At 59.4% G+C, this 19302-nt stretch carries 13 protein-coding genes; 6 read left to right on the top strand and 7 right to left on the bottom strand.

Annotated features, from left to right (window positions below; genetic code table 11):
• Positions 1-58: 58 nt before the first annotated feature.
• From JQF37_RS06955 to JQF37_RS06965, 3 genes are all read right to left on the bottom strand, one after another.
• The gene (locus JQF37_RS06955) at positions 59-676 is read right to left on the bottom strand and encodes an FKBP-type peptidyl-prolyl cis-trans isomerase (protein WP_047533466.1); all 618 of its coding nucleotides are present in this window, start codon (positions 674-676) and stop codon (positions 59-61) included.
• A 121-nt stretch (positions 677-797) separates the two neighbouring features.
• On the bottom strand, positions 798-1106 hold the full coding sequence (locus JQF37_RS06960) for a DUF6482 family protein (RefSeq protein WP_103403500.1): 309 nt from the start codon (positions 1104-1106) through the stop codon (positions 798-800).
• Positions 1107-1255: 149 nt separating this feature from the next.
• Positions 1256-1744, bottom strand: coding sequence for a TIGR00645 family protein (locus JQF37_RS06965; protein ID WP_047533470.1), 489 nt, complete (start codon positions 1742-1744; stop codon positions 1256-1258).
• A 169-nt stretch (positions 1745-1913) separates the two neighbouring features.
• Here JQF37_RS06965 and JQF37_RS06970 point away from each other — a divergent pair, with 169 nt between their 5' ends.
• Positions 1914-3743: a hypothetical protein gene (locus JQF37_RS06970; RefSeq protein WP_130204781.1), complete on the top strand. Its 1830-nt coding sequence runs from the start codon at positions 1914-1916 to the stop codon at positions 3741-3743.
• Positions 3744-3746: 3 nt separating this feature from the next.
• Here JQF37_RS06970 and JQF37_RS06975 read toward each other — a convergent pair whose 3' ends face one another.
• Both JQF37_RS06975 and JQF37_RS06980 read right to left on the bottom strand, forming a co-directional pair.
• Positions 3747-4088 (bottom strand): hypothetical protein, encoded by a 342-nt coding sequence (locus tag JQF37_RS06975; protein WP_047533476.1) that lies wholly within the window; start codon positions 4086-4088, stop codon positions 3747-3749.
• Between the two features lie 315 nt (positions 4089-4403).
• Positions 4404-6842 carry an ATP-binding protein gene (locus JQF37_RS06980; protein WP_130204779.1) on the bottom strand — a complete coding sequence of 813 codons (2439 nt, stop codon included), beginning with the start codon at positions 6840-6842 and terminating at the stop codon, positions 4404-4406.
• Between the two features lie 278 nt (positions 6843-7120).
• On the opposite strand from JQF37_RS06980, the gene JQF37_RS06985 reads away from it, so the two are divergent.
• The 3 genes from JQF37_RS06985 (at position 7121) to JQF37_RS06995 (ending at position 10186) form a co-directional block, all read left to right on the top strand.
• The gene (locus tag JQF37_RS06985) at positions 7121-7609 is read left to right on the top strand and encodes a DUF3015 domain-containing protein (RefSeq protein WP_047533482.1); all 489 of its coding nucleotides are present in this window, start codon (positions 7121-7123) and stop codon (positions 7607-7609) included.
• A 95-nt stretch (positions 7610-7704) separates the two neighbouring features.
• Positions 7705-9558 carry a DUF4105 domain-containing protein gene (locus JQF37_RS06990; RefSeq protein WP_130204777.1) on the top strand — a complete coding sequence of 618 codons (1854 nt, stop codon included), beginning with the start codon at positions 7705-7707 and terminating at the stop codon, positions 9556-9558.
• A 133-nt stretch (positions 9559-9691) separates the two neighbouring features.
• Positions 9692-10186: a GreA/GreB family elongation factor gene (locus JQF37_RS06995; RefSeq protein ID WP_130204775.1), complete on the top strand. Its 495-nt coding sequence runs from the start codon at positions 9692-9694 to the stop codon at positions 10184-10186.
• On the opposite strand, the gene gdhA is transcribed toward JQF37_RS06995, so the two are convergent.
• On the bottom strand, positions 10183-11520 hold the full coding sequence (gene gdhA / locus JQF37_RS07000; protein ID WP_130204773.1) for an NADP-specific glutamate dehydrogenase: 1338 nt from the start codon (positions 11518-11520) through the stop codon (positions 10183-10185). The genes JQF37_RS06995 and gdhA overlap by 4 nt on opposite strands.
• 373 nt (positions 11521-11893) lie before the next feature.
• Positions 11894-13558, bottom strand: coding sequence for an energy-dependent translational throttle protein EttA (gene ettA, locus JQF37_RS07005; protein WP_130204771.1), 1665 nt, complete (start codon positions 13556-13558; stop codon positions 11894-11896).
• Positions 13559-13839: 281 nt separating this feature from the next.
• On the opposite strand from ettA, the gene JQF37_RS07010 reads away from it, so the two are divergent.
• Both JQF37_RS07010 and glyA read left to right on the top strand, forming a co-directional pair.
• Positions 13840-17688 carry a bifunctional diguanylate cyclase/phosphodiesterase gene (locus JQF37_RS07010; RefSeq protein WP_130204769.1) on the top strand — a complete coding sequence of 1283 codons (3849 nt, stop codon included), beginning with the start codon at positions 13840-13842 and terminating at the stop codon, positions 17686-17688.
• A 241-nt stretch (positions 17689-17929) separates the two neighbouring features.
• Positions 17930-19183, top strand: a complete 1254-nt coding sequence (gene glyA, locus JQF37_RS07015) for a serine hydroxymethyltransferase (RefSeq protein WP_130204767.1) — start codon at positions 17930-17932, stop codon at positions 19181-19183.
• Positions 19184-19302 lie beyond the last annotated feature (119 nt).

A 19302-nucleotide genomic window follows, 5' to 3' on the forward strand; every position in this document is an offset into this window, starting at 1 on the left:
CGCATTATCGTTGACGTCCATCGCGAGCAGGCTCGCTCCTACAGGTAATCAGCGGGTCTTACAGTACGTCGAGCAGCTCGACGTCGAATACCAGTACGCTGTGCGGCGGAATGCTGCCAACGCCTTGCGCGCCGTAAGCCAGCTCGCTCGGCACGTACAGACGCCATTTGCTGCCGGCATTCATCAGTTGCAGGGCTTCGGTCCAGCCAGCGATCACGCCGCCGACCGGGAATTCTGCAGGCTGACCACGCTCATAGGAGCTGTCGAACACAGTGCCGTCGATCAGGGTGCCGTGGTAGTGGGTACGCACGGTGTCTTCACGGGATGGCTTGGCGCCTTCGCCGGCAGTCAGCACTTCGAACTGCAGGCCGGAAGCCAGGGTGGTGATGCCTTCACGCTTGGCGTTTTCGGCCAGGAAGGCCAGGCCTTCGCCAGCAGCCGCTTCAGCCTTGGCTGCCGCTTCGGCTTGCATGATTTCGCGGATGACCTTGAAGCTGGCGGACATTTCTTCCTGGCCCACACGGCTCGGCTTACCGGCGAATGCGTCGGTCAGACCGGCAAGGATCGCGTCCAGGCTAACGCCCGGTGGCGGGTTATCACGCAGTTGGTCGCCCAGCTGACGGCCAATACCGTAGCTGACGCGGGTTTCGTCGGTGGACAGATTTACTTCGGACATGACACTGCTCCGCTGTGCGGACGGCCCTGGAACTTGCCGTGCGTGCACAGCGCGTCCCGGAGCGCCCGGAACCAAAAGGGCCAGCAGACTAGCACAGTTGCCACGGTGTTGATCAGGGACGTCAGCCCTGTCGCGAAGAACCAAGGTCGATCGGCACCTTCAGGTGTTCTTCGACGTCACCCAGCCCGCACATCTCGTCATGGACCAAGGTGTGCACGAGGTTGAAATTCAACTTGGGAAAGGAATGCAGCACTTCACGCGCATGCTCGACAGAACGCAGGTGAAACATCTGCCCGCGAGCATCGCTCAATGGATATGCCGCGCCATGCATCCGCGCTTCCAGCAGGTAGATACCGCCTTCCATGGAGATCAGGTTCAGCTCATCGACCTTCCCGGCGACGGCATAGGCATTCAACTCTTGCAGGTTCATGAACGCACCTCACGCATTGGCGAGCCAAGACATCTACAGGGATATGCCTCGGCGCGTCAAAGCACAAGCCACAAACGATGCCGCCCGTCTGTTTGGGCAAAATCCCCTGGGGCGAACGAGCTTGCTCGCCACAAGGGGCATGCCCGGTGTCAGTGCTTGGTCAGCTTGTCCAGATAACCCATGGCAAACGCCGACACCACGAACGTCATGTGAATGATCACGTACCACTTCAAATGCTCGGGATCGACGTTTTTGGCGTCCATGAAAATCCGCAGCAAGTGGATGGAGGAAATGGCCACGATGGACGCCGCCACCTTCATCTTCAATGAAGACGAATCCATGGTGCCCAGCCAATTGAGCTTTTCCTTGTGTTCGTCGATATCCAGTTGGGAAACGAAGTTCTCGTAGCCGGAAATCATCACCATCACCAGCAAACCGCCCACCAGTGCCATGTCGATCAGCGACAGCAGCACCAGGATCAGGTCCGACTCGGCCATCGAAAAGACATTGGGAATGACGTGGAAGACTTCCTGGAAGAATTTCAGTGCCAGCGCCAACAATCCCAGGGACAGGCCGAAGTAGATCGGTGCCAGCAGCCAGCGGGATGCATACATTGCATTTTCGATAAAGCGTTCCATTGAATCTCACACGTGGTCTGAAATGGCCGCGAGTATAACAGTCGCCTGTCCATGCCCAAAAGCAGCCAGAAACCGTTGAGAAATCCGCCACCTGCGCGTATGTATCAAACTTTTTCTGCTAGTGTCCAAACTATTGACAGCCGCGTGATATCGGACAGGAAGAGTGGAAATGGATGTGCGACTAACGTTAACGAGTGCTGGCGTTTGCCTGGCCCTGCTGCTGGGCGCCTGCTCACCCGGCGAAGAGAAACGTCAGGTCAGCCTCGAGGAAAAGACCGCGCAGTTCGAAAAATCCCTGGACGCCATCACCGACCCTAAACTCAAGGATGCCGTGGCTGAACTGGGCGGCTCGCTGTTGCTGCTGGAGCGAGCGCAACTCAAGCTGGACAGCAAACCCGTGGAAACCGAGTACGGCGACGACGCCCTCGCCGTACTCAAGCACTACCCCACGCCCCAGGCCCTGGTCGATACGTACATCAACGGCCTGTTCGTGCTGCGCAAAGACTCCAGTTCCGACTACCTGATCGACCTGCAACCGGTGTTCCCCTTCAATTTCAACATTCCCGCCGCGTTCCTGTTTCCCCATGGCCTGGAATGGCAGTCGGTCACCCTGAACAACAAACGCGTCATCGCTTTCCAGCCGGAATGGTCGGAAACCGATCCTGGCATTCAATTGAGCCCGTCGAGCTCCAACCTGACCAACCCCGATGACCTGACCGTTACCTACCCGTTCATCGAAGGCCTGGACATCGACCACAAGAACCAGCCACAACCGGTGAGTCTGCAAGGCAAGCTGGAAGTCATTGCACCGCGCCGGCTCTACAGCTTCGACTTGACGAAAAAGGACGTTGGCCAGACTCGCACCAACGACAACCTCAGCGTCACCTTACTGAAGCTGACCCACAACTACGCCGAAATAGAGTTCAACAACAACGCACCGCTTGCACCCGAGATTGGCGAAACCCCACTGAACCCGCTGATCGTCCAGGCCAGGGACTCCACCGGGCAATTTCTCACGCGCTCGGGGTCAATCAACGAAACCGCCTCGCAAATCGCCTTCTATCAACAACAGCTGGCAAAAATGCAGCAGCAGAAAACCTGGACCGACGCGTTCGGGAAACAACTCGACGAAGAACAACGCGCCTTTGAAAAGCAACAAACCCACCATTATTCGAAGGTGTACTTCAACGGGCCGATCGAAACCCTCGAAGTCAGCCTGCTGGACTTTTCCGGAGCCACCGTAACGCGCAAGGACCTCAACCTGCCGGTGCGTCGCCTCGACCGCCACACCACGGAGAAAACCATCCAGCCACTGAGCTTTCCTGTGGTGGTGTATGACGACCAGGCGTCGACCTGGCTCAAGGGCGCCGCATTGACGGAGGAACAACTGAAGAAAGGGGTCAACATCAGTCAATCGGTCGATGACCCCAGCGCTGCAAGGGTCGAATTCAGTCACCTCAAAAGCTTCAATGACGAACTGCTCGGCTCGTCCTTCAACCCCGGCGACAGCCCCGTCAGTTTCTTCACCGAGGACAGTCGCGGCAAACGCGACGAGCCCATCGAACTACCCGCAGAGGCCTACCAGGTCGACCCTCTGCGCGGCACCATCACCTATGACCTGAACCTGTTTCCGGAAACACCGGCCTACGTGGTGGGCTCCATGCCGCTGTTCCTGGCCACGGTCGAGAAAAAGCCCCTCGACGTCCATCAGCTGCCCAAGGGACTTGAGCTGAAGGGCAATGCACTGGTGGTGGACCTGAAAGTGTTTCCCGATCAGGACTGGCGTTTTTTCGCCAAGGATGAGAGCGGCAACTACCTGAAGGAAATTCTGGCGGTCAACCATGATGCGAGTGCAGAAGGCCCCGGATTATTTGCCGTGCATTACTTCTACGGGCAACCCACGCAGTTGGAAACCTATCAGCGAACTGACCTCACCACCGTGCAATATGGTTTCGAGGTCAAGCTCGACAAGGCCGACACGTCCCATCTGGTCCAATAGCGCTTAATGCTCGGGCCGGAACTCGAAGCCACCGACGCTACGGCAACGACCACCGTTGATTTCCCGCAACTGGGCTTGCAGATGCAAGCACCAGATCTGCGGGTCATCGGCCAGTTCATAACCGTGCAAGGTCAGGCTTTCAACAATGGTGTCGAGTATCGACTCAGCGACAAAAGGTCCATGAAACGGGCCCTGAGCCTTGATGGCTGAAGGTTGTTCGCCCGCCATTCCGGCGGCGAAGAGTAACGTCCACATGCCCGTATCGCCCGCCAACGGCTTGATGGCGCATTCGATACGGGTCACAAGACCCAGGCATTGACGGGTGAGGCAGAGGTTGCGCGACATGGCGGCGACCCTCGTTAGATCCGGTATTCAGCCCCCACGGGAAGGCTGTCTCGATCCAGTGATTACTGTCGATATCCTTGAGCAGAGAATAGAAGAAAAGTCTGACTAGCACGTCAGGCAAGACCAGAAGGCGCCGAATGGTCATTGTGTGAATATTGACGCCAGAGTGATGGCACTTTGGGATACACACAAACAAATGTGGGAGCGAGCCTGCTCGCGATAACAGACTGACAGTCAACAAACATGCTGAATGTTAATCCGTCATCGCGTGCAGGCTCCCACAGTGGAACGGTTTAATCCCTGGATTGTTTTGTATCAGGCCGGTTTGGCTTCGACCAGTGCCTCCTGCGCCGCCTCTTTCTCGGCTTCCTTCAGATCGTCTTCGCTGATCATTTCCGCGATGACGCGCAAGCGCTCAACCACCCGCGCGTTGACACTGCCTTCTGGAAACTCGCCATTCTCATCCGGCTCACCGGCCGGCTCGCCCACCAGCAAGCTCAAGGCCTCGTCCGCCTGGCGCACCGCGTAGACATGGAACAGCCCTGCGCGCACCGCAGTCAGCACTTTTTCGTCGAGCATCAGCGTCGCGACGTTGGCATGGGGAATGATTGCCCCTTGCTCGCCGGTCAGCCCACGGGCTTCGCAGAGACGGAAGAACCCTTCGATCTTCTCGTTGACCCCGCCCACCGCCTGCACCTCACCGAACTGGTTGATGGAGCCGGTGATCGCAAAACACTGCTTGAGCGGGGTTTTCGACAGCGCCGAGATCAGCGTGCACGCCTCGCCCAGCGACGCACTGTCGCCATCGACGTAACCGTAGGATTGTTCCAGCGCAATACTCGCGGAAATCGCCAACGGGAATTCCTGGGCATAACGACTGCCCAGGTACCCGGTGAGGATCATCACGCCTTTGGAGTGAATCGGCTGACCCAGGTTGACCTCACGCTCGATGTCGACGATACCGCTGCCGCCCGGATACACCGTGGCGGAAATCCGCGCCGGCACACCGAAGGCCGAATCGCCGACTTCCAGCACCGTCAAGCCGTTGCACTTGCCGACGGCCGCGCCATCGGTGTCGATCAGGATGATCCCGGCGAGCATGTCGTCGAGAATCCGCGCCGACACACGCCCGGTACGGGTGGCCTTGGCCTTGAGCGCTCGTTCGATGTGACCGGCATCGGTCATTTCATCACTCGCCAGATGACGAATGAAATCCGCCTCGCTGACCAGCTGGAACAGATCACCAATGCGTGCCGACAAACGCCCCTGATGCTCGGCCAGGCGAGCACTGTAAGTCGCCAGCCGTGCCACCGCATCGGCGGTCAACGGCGCCATGCCTTCTTCCGAAGTACGGGTTTTGAGCAACTGGGCGAACTGTTCCAGGCTCTCGTCGACCATCGGGATATCTTCATCGAAATCCACCAGGACGCGGAACATTTCCTGGAAGTCCGGATCGAGGTCCTGCAGCGTGTAGTAAAGCTGGCGGGCACCGATGATCACGACCTTGACCTGCAATGGGATGTGTTGCGGGTTCAGGGTCACAGTGGCCAGGCGCCCCAGATCTCCGAGCGGCGATTCCATTTTCAGCTTGCGCGATTGCAGGGCGCGCTTCAGCGCGTCCCACACGAACGGCTCACTGAGCATTTTTTCCGCTTCCAGGATCAGGAAACCGCCGTTGGCCCGATGCAACGCACCCGGCCGCAGCTGGCGATAGGTGGTGTACAGCGCGCCTTGATCGGTGCTGTATTCGATCCGGCCAAACAGGTTTTCGTAAGTCGGGTGCGGCTCGAACACCACGGGCGCACCGCCGCTGGAGGCGTGACCGACCACCAGGCTCGGCGCGTACTGTTCTTCCAGCAGTTTGCGGGCGACGGCGTCAGTCTTGCTGTCGTCCACCAGTTGCTCAACCACGGTTTTGAGCAGGTACACCTGCATCGCTTGCAGGTAACCGCACACGGCGGCGTTCTCTGCGTACTTTTCCGACAACGGCGAAAGCAACGGCTGCAAGGCCAGGGTGATGGTTTCTTCGTTGAGGTGGCGCAGCTGGTTGCTCGACTCGCGCTTCCATTGCGGCAGGCTGGCCAGCTCTTCGTTCAGACGTTCTTCCAGAGCGGAAATGTCGTCATGGAAGCGTTCACGCTCGGCTTCCGGCAACTGGGCGAATTCCGCCTCGTCCAGCGCCTTGCCCTCGGCCATCGGGGTGAAGGCGATGTTGCTGCTGTCTCGGTAGAGCGCGACATCCTTCTCCAGGGCCAGACGCTCGATGATATCCAGCGCCTTGTCGTAGCGCTGGTTGAAGGCGCGGTCGATGGCACTTTTCTTTTGTTGATAGGACGGGTGCTCGAACACCGCTGGAAAGGTGGCCAGCAGGTTGTCGATCAAACCGTTGATGTCGCCGATGAAGGCACCGGCGGTACCCGACGGCAACTCCAGCGCACGGGGTTCGCGCGGCTCATCGAAGTTATTGACGTAGACCCAGTCCGCCGGGGTCTGCTGGCGTTTGGCTTCGGCCTTCAAGTAGCGTTTGACGAACGAAAACCGGCCGGTGCCGGGCTCACCCATGACGAACACGTTGTAACCGGGGCGTGGCATGGCCACACCGAACTGCAAGGCTTCGACCGCACGTTCCTGGCCAAGCACACCGCGGAAGGGCTCCAGATCATTAGTGGTAGAGAAGCTGAACTGTTCAGCGGAAAACGGACGGGTCAGCGCTTCAGGCGCTAGACGCAAGCTGGCAGCAACAGGATCAGGCATCGGGCTTCCTTACATCAGGCGGGGCAGATAGCGGCATTCTGGCGCTGCCCATGCCCGACTGGCAAGGAGCGCCTTACCCAAAGCACAGAGAAGTCGAAACCCCGGTACAGAGCCGCGCCAATTCACTGTTTTCAACGAATGTTTTGCAAAAAATCACGGAACCGCTTGATCGTGCCTAAACTCCAAACTGCGCGGCTGGACTAATAACCGGCCCAACTGGCGCCGGAACGGGCCAAACCCCCTTTTCCATTGGTACGCATCTAAAAGAGAACAAAGCTATGAAACGGATTCTTCTCGGTACTCTCTTCACCGTTGCATCCCTCAACGCCATGGCTCAGGCGCCAGGCGGTCCGGATTGCGGTTGGGGCAACATGCTGTTCGAAGGTCAGCGTGGTACTCCGGCTCACTTCCTGGCATCCACCACCAACGGCACCTCCGGTAACGCCACCTTCGGCATGACTTCCGGTACCAACGGTTGTGCGACCAACGCGTCGCTGACCTATGGCGGCAAATCCTGGTTCGCCATGAATGGCATGATGAATGAGCTGTCCGAAGACATGGCTAAAGGCCAGGGTGAAGCGCTGACCACTTACGCCGTGGTACTGGGCGTGGCGCCGGAAGACCGTGCGCACTTCGCCGCCGTCACTCACGAACACTTCCAACAGATCTTCAGCAAAGCCGACGTGACCGCTGAAGATGTGCACACCAACACCCTGGCCGTTCTGAAAAACGACCCTCGTCTGGCCAAGTACGCCACCCAAGCTTAAGCTCGACTCCACCCCGCTTCTTCAGGGAAGCGGGTTTTGTTTTTTGGACCTGCCCCTCTTTGGGTCTTTGTTTTTTTCGAATTAAGTTGCCACTTATGCTCAAACGCCTTGCCTGGCTGGCGCTCAGTATCTGCGCCCCGCTGTCCGCCGCGTCTCAAGTCGATCCACAACGTTTGCAGCAACTGGCCAACGACCCTTTCTGGATTTCCCTGGGTCATTACGAAACCGCCAAGCTCGGCGGCTGGCGCAGCTACGTCAGTGACAAAAAATTCTTCCTCGCCGCCGATGGCAATGAACACCCTGATCACGAACTGGCGGCCACCGTGCAAGCGCTGTATGCCCCGGCCAGTGCTGGCGAACAGCATGCCCAATGCGTTTACCCGGCCCGCACCCGCTGGCTGAAAGCGCAGCTCAACCTGACGGACCTGCCGACCGTGGACTGCGCTGAGTTCAAGCAGTGGTTCAAGGATGTTTCGCCCCACAGCGCGGTAATGATTTTTCCGGCTGCCTACCTGAACAGCCCCTCGTCGATGTTCGGCCACACCCTGTTGCGCATCGATCAGGCTGACGTACAGACCGACAAGACTTCACTGCTCAGCTACGCGATCAACTTCGGCGCGTATATCGAAGGTTCTGACAACAGCATCCTGTACGCCTGGAAAGGCTTGATGGGCGGGTATCCCGGCCTGTTTGCGCTGGTGCCCTACCAGGAAAAACTCTCGGAATACCGCAGCCTGGAAAACCGTGACCTGTGGGAATACCGCCTCAACCTGACCCAGGCAGAAACGGCGCGCATGGTCGAGCACGTCTGGGAACTGAAACAGATCAAGTTCGACTATTTCTTCTTCGACGAAAACTGTTCCTATCGCCTGCTGGAGCTGCTGCAAGTGGCTCGCCCGAGCCTGAGCCTGACCGAACAATTCCCCCTGACGGCCATTCCCACCGACACCGTCAAAGCGGTGAAAGAGGCCGGGCTGGTGGAGTCCATTCAATATCGGCCGTCGCGTGAACGGGAACTGCTGAGCCGCGCCGAACCGCTGACCGCCGAAGAACAACAGTGGGTGCTGGAGGTCAGCGCCGACCAGAATCAGTTGCAGGCCCCGGCGTTCAAGGCACAGCCCCGCGACCGCCAGGCGCTGATCATCGACGCCGCTTATCGACTGGAGCGCTACCGGGCCAATGGCCAGGAACGCGACCCCGCACGGGCCCAGCGCAGCTTCGAACTGCTGCGGGCGATCAATCAGAACCCGGCGCCGGAACTGGACATCCCGCAACCTGGCCTGCCGGAGGACGGTCACGAATCCCGCACCTGGCAGGCCGGTCTCGGCACCCGGGGCGACAAGGCGTTTGGTGAATACGGCCTGCGCATGGCCTACCACGACCTCAACGACAACGCCGAAAGTTTCCCCCTCGGCGCGCAGATCGAAATCCTCCAGCTCAAATTGCGCCAGTACGAAGGCAATGACTGGCAGTTACAGCAACTGGATCTGGCGACCATCCGCTCCCTGACACCGCGCAATGAGTTGCTGCAACCGCTGTCGTGGCAGGTCACCGGCGGTCTGGAGCGGGTCCCGGGCAAACATGACGACGAAACCCTGGTCAGCCACGTTAACGGCGGTGGCGGTGGCACCTGGCAACTGGGCGACGACCTGCTGGGTTTTGCCTTGGGAACGGTGCGGATCGAGCACAACAATGACTTCGCCGGTTTTATCGCCCCGGCGGCGGGTTTCAACACGGGCCTGCTGTGGAAAAACCCGCTGGGCAACTTCAGTCTTGAGGCCAAGGGCGATTACTTCACCAATGGCGAAGTGCGCCGTGGCCTGAGCCTGAACCAGCAGTGGGAACTGTCGCGCAACCTGGGCTTGCGCCTGAGCGCCCAGCGCGAATTCAGCCACCTGGCCACGCCCGAGAACGAAGTGATGCTTGAGGTGAAGTGGTATCACTACTAGCTCACACGCCGCGCGCCACCCTGTGGGAACGGACGTGCTGTGCGGGCCATTCACTCGCCACAGGTCGCTGACAGACATCCCACGAAACTAAAAGCCTGCAACCATGGCCCAAATCCTATATCGGGAGAAAACCATGAGTCGTGCCTTCGTCAATGAAGATAATGCCGCCGCGCAAGCCGATCAGCCGGTCGAACGGCAGGTCAGTGTGCAACCCAATTACGTTACGCCCTCAGGCCTGACCCAGTTGCAGGCGAAGGTCGCGCAGTTGCAAACCCTGCTGGGAGAACTGAACGCCCTGGGTGAGCTGGCCGACAAGCAGCGCGAAGCTGATCTTCAGCGCGACTTGAGGTATTTCAGCCAGCGCCTGCAAAGCGCCCAAGTCGTCACCCCCGCCAGTTCGACGACGAAGGTGCAGATCGGCAGCCGCGTGACGTTCGCAGACGAGCACAGCCACGAACAAACCGTGCAATTGGTCGGTGAGGACCAGGCCGACGCGGCAGCCGGCCTGATCAACTGGAGTTCACCCCTGGGCCGGGCGTTGCTCGGGGCACAACTGGGCGATGAGGTGCTGTGGCAACGCCCCGCTGGCGATCAACTGATCGAGATCATCCGCATCCAACCGGCTTAAACCACGCCTTGGGCGAGCATGGCGTCGGCGACTTTGACGAAGCCGGCGATGTTCGCGCCCTTGACGTAGTTGACCTGGCCGTTCTCTTCCCCGTAATGCACGCACGCATGGTGAATCGACTGCATGATCGCGTGAAGCTTGCTGTCCACTTCACCGCCGGTCCACAGCAGGCGCATGGCATTCTGCGACATCTCCAGCCCGCTCACCGCCACGCCGCCGGCGTTCGACGCCTTGCCCGGCGCGAACAAGATGCCCGCCTCGATGAACAGGTCCACAGCCTCCAGGGTGGTTGGCATGTTCGCCCCTTCCGCCACACAGGTGCAGCCATTGCGCAGCAGCGCACGGGCCGCCTCGGCATCCAGTTCATTTTGCGTGGCGCATGGCAGCGCGATGTCGCAGCTCAGCCCCCAAGGGTGCTGGCCGGCGAGGAACTCCAGGCCAAAACGACCCGCCAATTCGCTGATGCGTCCACGCTGGACGTTTTTCAGTTCAAGCACCGCTTGCCATTGCGCTTCGGTCAAACCGCTTTCGCAATACAGCGTGCCTTCGGAATCGGACAGCGAAATCACCTTGCCGCCCAGATCCATGACCTTGCGCGCAGCGTACTGCGCGACGTTGCCCGACCCTGAAATCGCCACGCGTTTGCCTTCGACGGTTTGACCACGACGCTTGAGCATTTCTTCGGCGAAGTACACGCAACCGAAACCGGTGGCCTCGGGGCGAATCAGGCTGCCGCCGTAGCTCGGTCCCTTGCCGGTCAGCACGCTGGTGAACTGGTTGCTCAGGCGTTTGTACTGGCCGAACAGGAAACCGATCTCGCGGGCACCGACGCCGATATCACCGGCCGGCACATCAACGTCGGCGCCGATATGACGATACAGCTCGCTCATGAAGGCCTGGCAGAAGCGCATGACCTCCGCGTCGCTCTTGCCTTTAGGGTCAAAGTCCGAGCCCCCCTTGCCGCCGCCCATGGGCAACGACGTCAGCGAGTTCTTGAAGGTCTGCTCGAAGGCCAGGAACTTCAACACCCCGAGATTCACCGAAGGATGGAAACGCAAACCGCCCTTGTACGGGCCGATGGCGCTGTTCATCTGGATACGGAAACCGCGATTGACCTGGACCTTGCCCTGATCATCGACCCAGGAAACCCGAAAGACGATCGCCCGCTCCGGCTCGCAAATGCGCTCCAGGATGCCGGAAGTCAGATAGTGCGGATTGGCTTCGAGAAAGGGCCACAAACTGCGCAGGACTTCTTCGACGGCCTGGTGGAATTCAGGCTGATCCGGGTCGCGTTTTTTCAGGCGGGCAAGGAAGGATTCGACGGATTCGATCATGGAAAAGTCTCGGCAAATTTTTTGTCGTAGGAAGCGTTTGGGCCGGACTGTAACAAACGATTCGCGCATAGGAACAGAGCAAAATGTCGCATTTGTGAAATTAAATGGTGCACAGGATATAAATCAGGAGAGATTTCCGGCCTTTTTTGCACCTGAATGGTGAGATCGAATCCAAGTTTTGCACCAACAGTTATACCGCCATCGCTGGCAAGCCAGCTCCCACAGTTTCAGCGGCGGTCACACATTCCGGGCACAACACAAACCCTGTGGGAGCTGGCTTGCCAGCGATGAATCCAACTCGGTCCCGCTGAAAAAAAACGGGCAAAAAAAAACGGAGCCCGAAGGCTCCGTTTTTTCATGCCGCCAACCCGAATCAGGCCAGCTTCTTGTGCCGTACCCGATGCGGCTGGGCAGCCGCTTCGCCGAGGCGTTTTTTGCGATCGGCTTCGTACTCGGTGTAGTTGCCTTCGAAGAACACCGCTTGCGAGTCGTCTTCGTACGCCAGGATGTGAGTGGCGACGCGGTCAAGGAACCACCGATCGTGAGAGATCACAATGGCAGCGCCCGGGAAGTCCAGCAGGGCTTCTTCCAGGGAACGCAGGGTTTCAACGTCGAGGTCGTTGGACGGTTCGTCGAGCAGCAGCACGTTGCCGCCCTCTTTCAGGGTCAGGGCCAGGTGCAAGCGACCGCGCTCACCACCGGACAGGTCCTTGACGAACTTCTGCTGATCGCCGCCCTTGAAGTTGAAGCGACCGACGTAGGTACGCGACGGGATCTCGTAGTTGCCGATGCGGATCTGGTCGGAGCCATCGGAGATTTGCTGGAACACGGTCTTGCTGCCGTCCAGGTCTTCGCGGCTCTGGTCGACGCACGCCAGCTGCACGGTTTCGCCGACTTCGATGCTGCCCGAATCCGGCGTTTCCTTACCCATCAGCATGCGGAACAGGGTCGATTTACCGGCACCGTTACCGCCGATCACACCGACGATGGCGCCTTTAGGCATGGAGAACGACAGGTTGTCGATCAGCACGCGATCGCCGTAGCCCTTGGTGACGTTCTTGAACTCGATGACCTTGTCGCCCAGGCGCGGACCGGCCGGGATGTAGATCTCGTTGGTTTCGCTGCGCTTCTGGAATTCCTGCGATTGCATTTCCTCGAAGCGTTGCAGACGAGCCTTGGATTTCGACTGGCGGGCCTTGGCGCCTTTGCGCACCCACTCCAGTTCTTCCTTCATGGCCTTTTCGTGGGCCGACTGCTGCTTGGACTCCTGGGCCAGACGATCGGACTTGGCTTCCAGCCAACCCGAATAGTTGCCCTCGTAAGGAATGCCCGCGCCACGGTCGAGTTCGAGGATCCAGCCAGCCACGTTGTCCAGGAAGTAACGGTCGTGCGTGATCGCTACCACGGTGCCCGGGAAGTCGTGCAGGAAGTGCTCCAGCCAGGCGACGGAATCGGCGTCCAGGTGGTTGGTCGGTTCGTCGAGCAATAGCATGTCGGGGGCGGACAGCAGCAGGCGGCACAGGGCCACACGACGCTTCTCGCCACCGGACAGGTGTTCGACTTTGGCATCCCAGGCCGGCAGACGCAGTGCATCGGCGGCGACTTCCAGTTGGCGATCCAGGTTGTGACCGTCGCTGGCCTGCAGGATCGCTTCGAGCTTGGCCTGTTCGGCAGCCAGTTTGTCGAAGTCGGCATCCGGATCGGCATAGGCAGCGTAGACCTCGTCCAGGCGCGCTTGCGCGTCCTTGATCACGCTGACGGCTTCCTCGACCACTTCACGCACGGTCTTGGTCGGATCCAGTTGCGGCTCTTGCGGGAGGTAGCCGATGTTCAGGTCCGGCATCGGACGGGCTTCGCCGTCGAACTCGGTGTCGACGCCCGCCATGATTTTCAGCAGCGTGGATTTACCCGAACCGTTGAGGCCGAGCACGCCGATCTTGGCGCCAGGAAAGAAGGACAAGGAGATGTTTTTCAGGATTTCCCGCTTCGGCGGCACAACTTTGCCCAGCCGATGCATGGTGAATACGTATTGAGCCATGGAGAACCTAGGGTCAGTGACAGATGAATGATCAGGGCTCAGGCGATGCCTGGCCAGGCCGTGCGCGTCGCCCGATTGAAAGCGTTCAAGGTGGTGCGCGCTGAAAAAGCCCTGGGAGCTGGAACGCTCCCGCGTAACCGGCAAAGCTACCTGAATGACAGATGGCCGTCCAGCCGAGCGGGACTGGCACTTTGCCACAACTCAAGGCATGCTAGCCGCCCTTCGGGCGTCCGGCTTATAGTGCACGTCGCGCCAGTCAAGCCAAACCGCAGGATCAAAGTTTGTCCAACGTCCCTCCGCCCCTGACCACCAGCGCACCGATAACGGCGCCCGGCTCTCCCCTGCGCGGAACGCTCATAGGCGCGCTGGCGACGCTTGTACTATTGCTGCTCGCGTTGCTGTTCTGGCAGCTGCTGGATCAGTTGCGCGAAACACAGAAAAACCAGCGTCAGTACACCATCGACTACACCGCTGATCTGGCCGCACAAGTTAGCCTGAACATGGCGCTCAACGCGCAGATCGCCCTTAACCTGCTACCGATCGTCGAACAACCGCAAAGTCCCGACGAACAGCAGGAGCTGCTGCGCAAACTGCAAAAGTCCCTGCCCGACCTGGTCAGCCTGGCATTGCTCAGCCCGTCCGGAATCATCCTCAATGACAGCGCCGCGAACAGCGAAGACGCCAATTTCCTGAGCGAACTGGTCCGGCGCAGCGGTGCCCAGCGTCACTACTTCAGCAATGCCATCGACGGCTCGGTGGTGCATCTGCTGTTGCATCAGGCCAGCGGCAGTACCCGTGGCTACTGGGCCTTGCGCCTGAAGCCGACATTTCTTTCGTCACTGACCCATCTGAATGAAGTGGCCGGCCGACCGCAGTGGCTGGTGGAAAACCGCTTCAACCACCAGATCATCAGTCGCGATGAAGCGCTTCCCCTGGTCAACCCGGGCACGCTGACCCAGGACGATGTGGCCAACAGCGTGCTGACCGTGCCCTTGAGCAGCAGCGACTGGCAACTACGTGGATTGTTCGATCGGCAACGTGTACTTGAAGAACTGCTGCCGGTCTTCATTGGCAAGTGCCTGCTGGGCCTGGCCTTTTCCATGCTGCCGTTTATCGTCTTGCTGAACATGCGCCGCCGCCAGTGCCAGTTGCACGAAGGGCGTCGACGCTATCAGGAGATCTTCGAAGGCACCGGCGTCGCGCTGTGCGTGCTCAACATGTCCGGCCTCAAAAACGCATTCGACAAGGCTCAATTGCAGAACAACGAGCAACTGCAAGCGTGGCTGGCGGTCCCGCAAAAGCGCCAGCAATTGTTGCAGGAATTGCGCATCACCGAAGTCAATCAGGTTGCACTGCAACTGCTCAACGTCACGACCCCCGCTCAAGCCTGGAAGTTGCTGATCGACGGCAACCCGCTTGGGGACAGTGCCATTGGCAATCAGGTGCTCGAGGCGGTCCTCAACCAACAGAAGCAGCTTGAACTGGAAATCAAACTGGAGAACGCCAGTGGTCGGGACCAGCATCTGTGGCTGGTGCTGCGCCTGCCGGAAAATCCCGAGGACTACAAAGCGGTGATCCTGAGCATCACCGACATCACCAGCCGTAAACTCATCGAGCTGTCTCTGCTGGAGCGCGAAGGATTCTGGTCCGACGTGGTGAGAACCGTGCCCGATCACTTGTACGTGCAGGACGTGATCAGCCAACGAATGATCTTCAGCAACCACCATCTGGGCCAGACGCTGGGATACAACCGCACCGAACTGCAACAGATGGGCGAGTATTTCTGGGAAATCCTCCTGCACCCCGAAGACGCCGACTTCTATCACCGTTCGCGCCAGATCCAGAGACAAGCCGGTTATCGGCAATTGATGCAGTGTCAGTTGCGCTTCCGTCACCGCAACGGCGGATGGCGGCGCTTCGAGATTCGCGAGCAGGCTCTGGCACGGGACAAGAACGACCAGGTCACGCGGATTATCGGCGTAGCCAAGGACATCACCGACCAGATCGAAGCCAGTGAATCCCTGCGCGACAGCGAACAGCGTTACCGGATGCTCGCGGAAAGCATCAGCGACGTGATTTTCTCCACCGATAGCCGTTTGGCACTCAACTATGTCAGCCCGTCGGTGCAATCGGTGCTGGGCTACGACGTCGAGTGGATTTTCAACAATGGCTGGCAATCGACCATCGCCAACCCGCAGCAGTTGACCGGCATATTCCAGCTCATGGACCGGGTCAGCAAAGCGCTGGATAAACCCGATCAACTGGCATTGTTGCGCAGCCAGGTGCAGACCCAATTGTTCCTGTTCGACTGCCTGCGGGCCGACGGGCGCAAGATTCCCATCGAGTTGCGGCTGGTGCTGGTCTGGGATGAGCACGGTGCATTTGAAGGCGTATTGGGGGTCGGTCGCGATATCAGCCAGCAACGCCGCGCCGAGAAAGACCTGCGCATGGCGGCTACGGTTTTTGAACACTCGACCTCGGCGATCCTGATCACCGACCCGGCCGGCTATATCGTCCAGGCCAACGAGGCGTTCAGCCGCGTCAGTGGTTATGCGGTGGAGCAAGTACTCGACCAGTTGCCGAACATGCTGACCGTCGACGAGCAGCAGGAAGCCCATCTGCGTTATGTACTCAAGCAACTGAGCCAGCACAGCACCTGGGAAGGCGAAGTCTGGCTCAAGCGCCGCAATGGTGAGCACTATCCGGCCTGGGTCGGCATCACCGCCGTTCTGGATGATGAGGGCGATCTGGCCAGTTACGTGTGTTTCTTCACCGACATCAGTGAGCGCAAGGCCAGCGAGCAGCGGATTCACCGCCTCGCCTATTACGACGCCCTGACGCACCTGCCCAACCGCACATTGTTCCAGGACCGTCTGCACACCGCATTGCAAGCGGCGGAACGGCAAAAGTCCTGGGTGGTGCTGATGTTCCTCGACCTGGACCGCTTCAAGCCGATCAACGACTCCCTGGGCCATGCCGCCGGTGATCGCATGCTCAAGGACATGGCCACGCGCCTGCTCGGTTGCGTCGACGATGACGACACCGTGGCGCGCATGGGTGGCGACGAGTTCACTTTGCTCCTGCAACCGCGAGCCAACCGCCAAATCGCCTTGAACCGGGCGATTCATGTGGCAGAGCAGATACTCGCCAGCCTGGTGAAACCCTTTGTACTCGAAGGCCGCGAATTCTTCGTGACCGCCAGTATCGGGATCGCCCTCAGCCCGCAGGACGGTAACGAACTCAGCCAGTTGATGAAGAACGCCGACACCGCGATGTACCACGCCAAGGAAAGAGGCAAGAACAACTTCCAGTTCTACCAGGCGGACATGAACGCCAGTGCCCTGGAGCGACTGGAGCTGGAAAGCGACTTGCGCCACGCCCTGGAGCAAAACGAATTCGTGCTGTATTACCAGCCACAATTCAGTGGCGACGGCAAACGCTTGACCGGCACCGAAGCCCTGCTGCGCTGGCGCCATCCACGACGTGGCCTGGTGCCGCCGGGGGACTTCATTCCGGTGCTCGAAGAACTCGGTTTGGTGGTGGATGTCGGCGACTGGGTGATCAGCGAGGCTTGTCGCCAGCTGAAAAACTGGCACCAGACCAAGGTGCGCGTGCCGAAGGTCTCGGTGAACATTTCCGCCCGGCAGTTCTCGGATGGTCAGCTCGGTACGCGGATCGCCACCATTCTCAAGGAAACCGGCCTGCCGCCGGCCTGCCTGGAACTGGAGTTGACCGAGAGTATCCTGATGCGCGAAGTCTGCGAGGCGATGCAGATCCTCGACGGCCTGAAGAACCTCGGCCTGAGCATTGCGGTCGACGACTTCGGCACCGGGTATTCATCGCTCAACTACCTCAAGCAGTTCCCGATCGACGTACTGAAAATCGACCGAACCTTCGTCGACGGCCTGCCCTCGGGTGAACAGGATGCACAGATTGCCCGCGCGATCATCGCCATGGCCCACAGTCTCAACCTGGCAGTGATCGCCGAGGGCGTGGAAACCCAGGAACAACTGGATTTCCTGCGCGAACACGGTTGCGATGAGGTTCAAGGCTACCTGTTCGGCCGCCCGATGCCGGCCAACAAGTTTGCATCGCAGTTCAGCAATGATGCGTTGTTCATGTTTGACTGAAGTTTTTCGGTGCTGCTGCTGTCCCTATCGCGAGCAGGCTCGTTCCCACAGTGGATTTTCGGTGTTCGCGCACAACGCTAAACCCTGTGGGAGCGAGCCTGCTCGCGAAGAGGCAGGCATGATCACCGCCGATCCCCGCATGAACACCACTTGTCTGCGACATGATGTCGTTTCATATGCCATCTAAAACCCATTGGGTTAGAATGCCCCCCTTTTCCGCCCCCGATCCTTGAGGACCGCCATGTTCAGCCGTGATTTGACTATTGCCAAGTACGACGCCGATCTCTTTGCCGCCATGGAGCAAGAAGCTCAGCGCCAGGAAGAGCACATTGAGCTGATCGCTTCGGAAAACTACACCAGCCCTGCGGTGATGGAAGCTCAAGGCTCGGTACTGACCAACAAGTACGCCGAAGGCTACCCGGGCAAGCGCTACTACGGTGGCTGCGAGTACGTCGACGTGGTCGAGCAACTGGCCATCGACCGCGCAAAAGAGCTGTTCGGTGCCGATTACGCCAACGTCCAGCCACACGCTGGCTCCCAGGCCAACGCCGCTGTTTACCTGGCCCTGCTGTCGGCTGGCGACACCATCCTGGGCATGAGCCTGGCCCACGGTGGTCACCTGACCCACGGTGCCAGCGTTTCGTCCTCCGGCAAGCTGTACAACGCCATCCAGTACGGCATCGACGGCAACGGCCTGATCGACTACGACGAAGTCGAGCGCCTGGCGGTTGAGCACAAGCCGAAAATGATCGTGGCCGGTTTCTCTGCCTACTCGCAGATCCTGGACTTCCCGCGTTTCCGCGCAATCGCCGACAAGGTGGGCGCCTACCTGTTCGTCGACATGGCCCACGTGGCCGGTCTGGTCGCCGCTGGCGTCTACCCGAACCCGGTTCCTTTCGCTGACGTCGTGACCACCACCACCCACAAGACCCTGCGCGGTCCACGTGGCGGCCTGATCCTGGCTCGCGCCAACGCCGACATCGAGAAAAAGCTGAACTCCGCCGTGTTCCCGGGCGCCCAGGGTGGCCCGCTGGAGCACGTGATCGCAGCCAAGGCGATCTGCTTCAAGGAAGCGCTGCAGCCTGAGTTCAAGGTTTACCAGCAACAAGTGGTGAAAAACGCCAAGGCCATGGCCGGTGTGTTCATCGAACGCGGTTTTGACGTTGTATCGGGCGGTACTGAAAACCACCTGTTCCTGCTGTCGCTGATCAAGCAGGAAATCTCCGGTAAAGACGCTGACGCCGCGCTGGGCAAGGCGTTCATCACCGTGAACAAAAACTCCGTGCCAAACGACCCACGCTCCCCGTTCGTCACCTCCGGCCTGCGCTTCGGCACTCCGGCCGTGACCACTCGCGGCTTCAAGGAAGCAGAGTGCAAGGAACTGGCTGGCTGGATCTGCGACATCCTGGCTGACCTGAACAACGAAGCGGTGATCGACGCCGTTCGTGAGAAAGTCAAAGCCATCTGCAAGAAGCTGCCGGTATACGGTGCTTGATAAGCCCCGCTAGACCGCAGTAAAAGAACCGGCCAGAGATGGCCGGTTTTTTATTGTCAGAATTAATACAAGCAATGCACCAATAAAACGACCCACAAATAACTCAGACCGCTCATTCC

Source organism: Pseudomonas sp. MIL9, from assembly GCF_016887925.1.
Classification (GTDB): Bacteria; Pseudomonadota; Gammaproteobacteria; order Pseudomonadales; family Pseudomonadaceae; genus Aquipseudomonas; species Aquipseudomonas mohnii.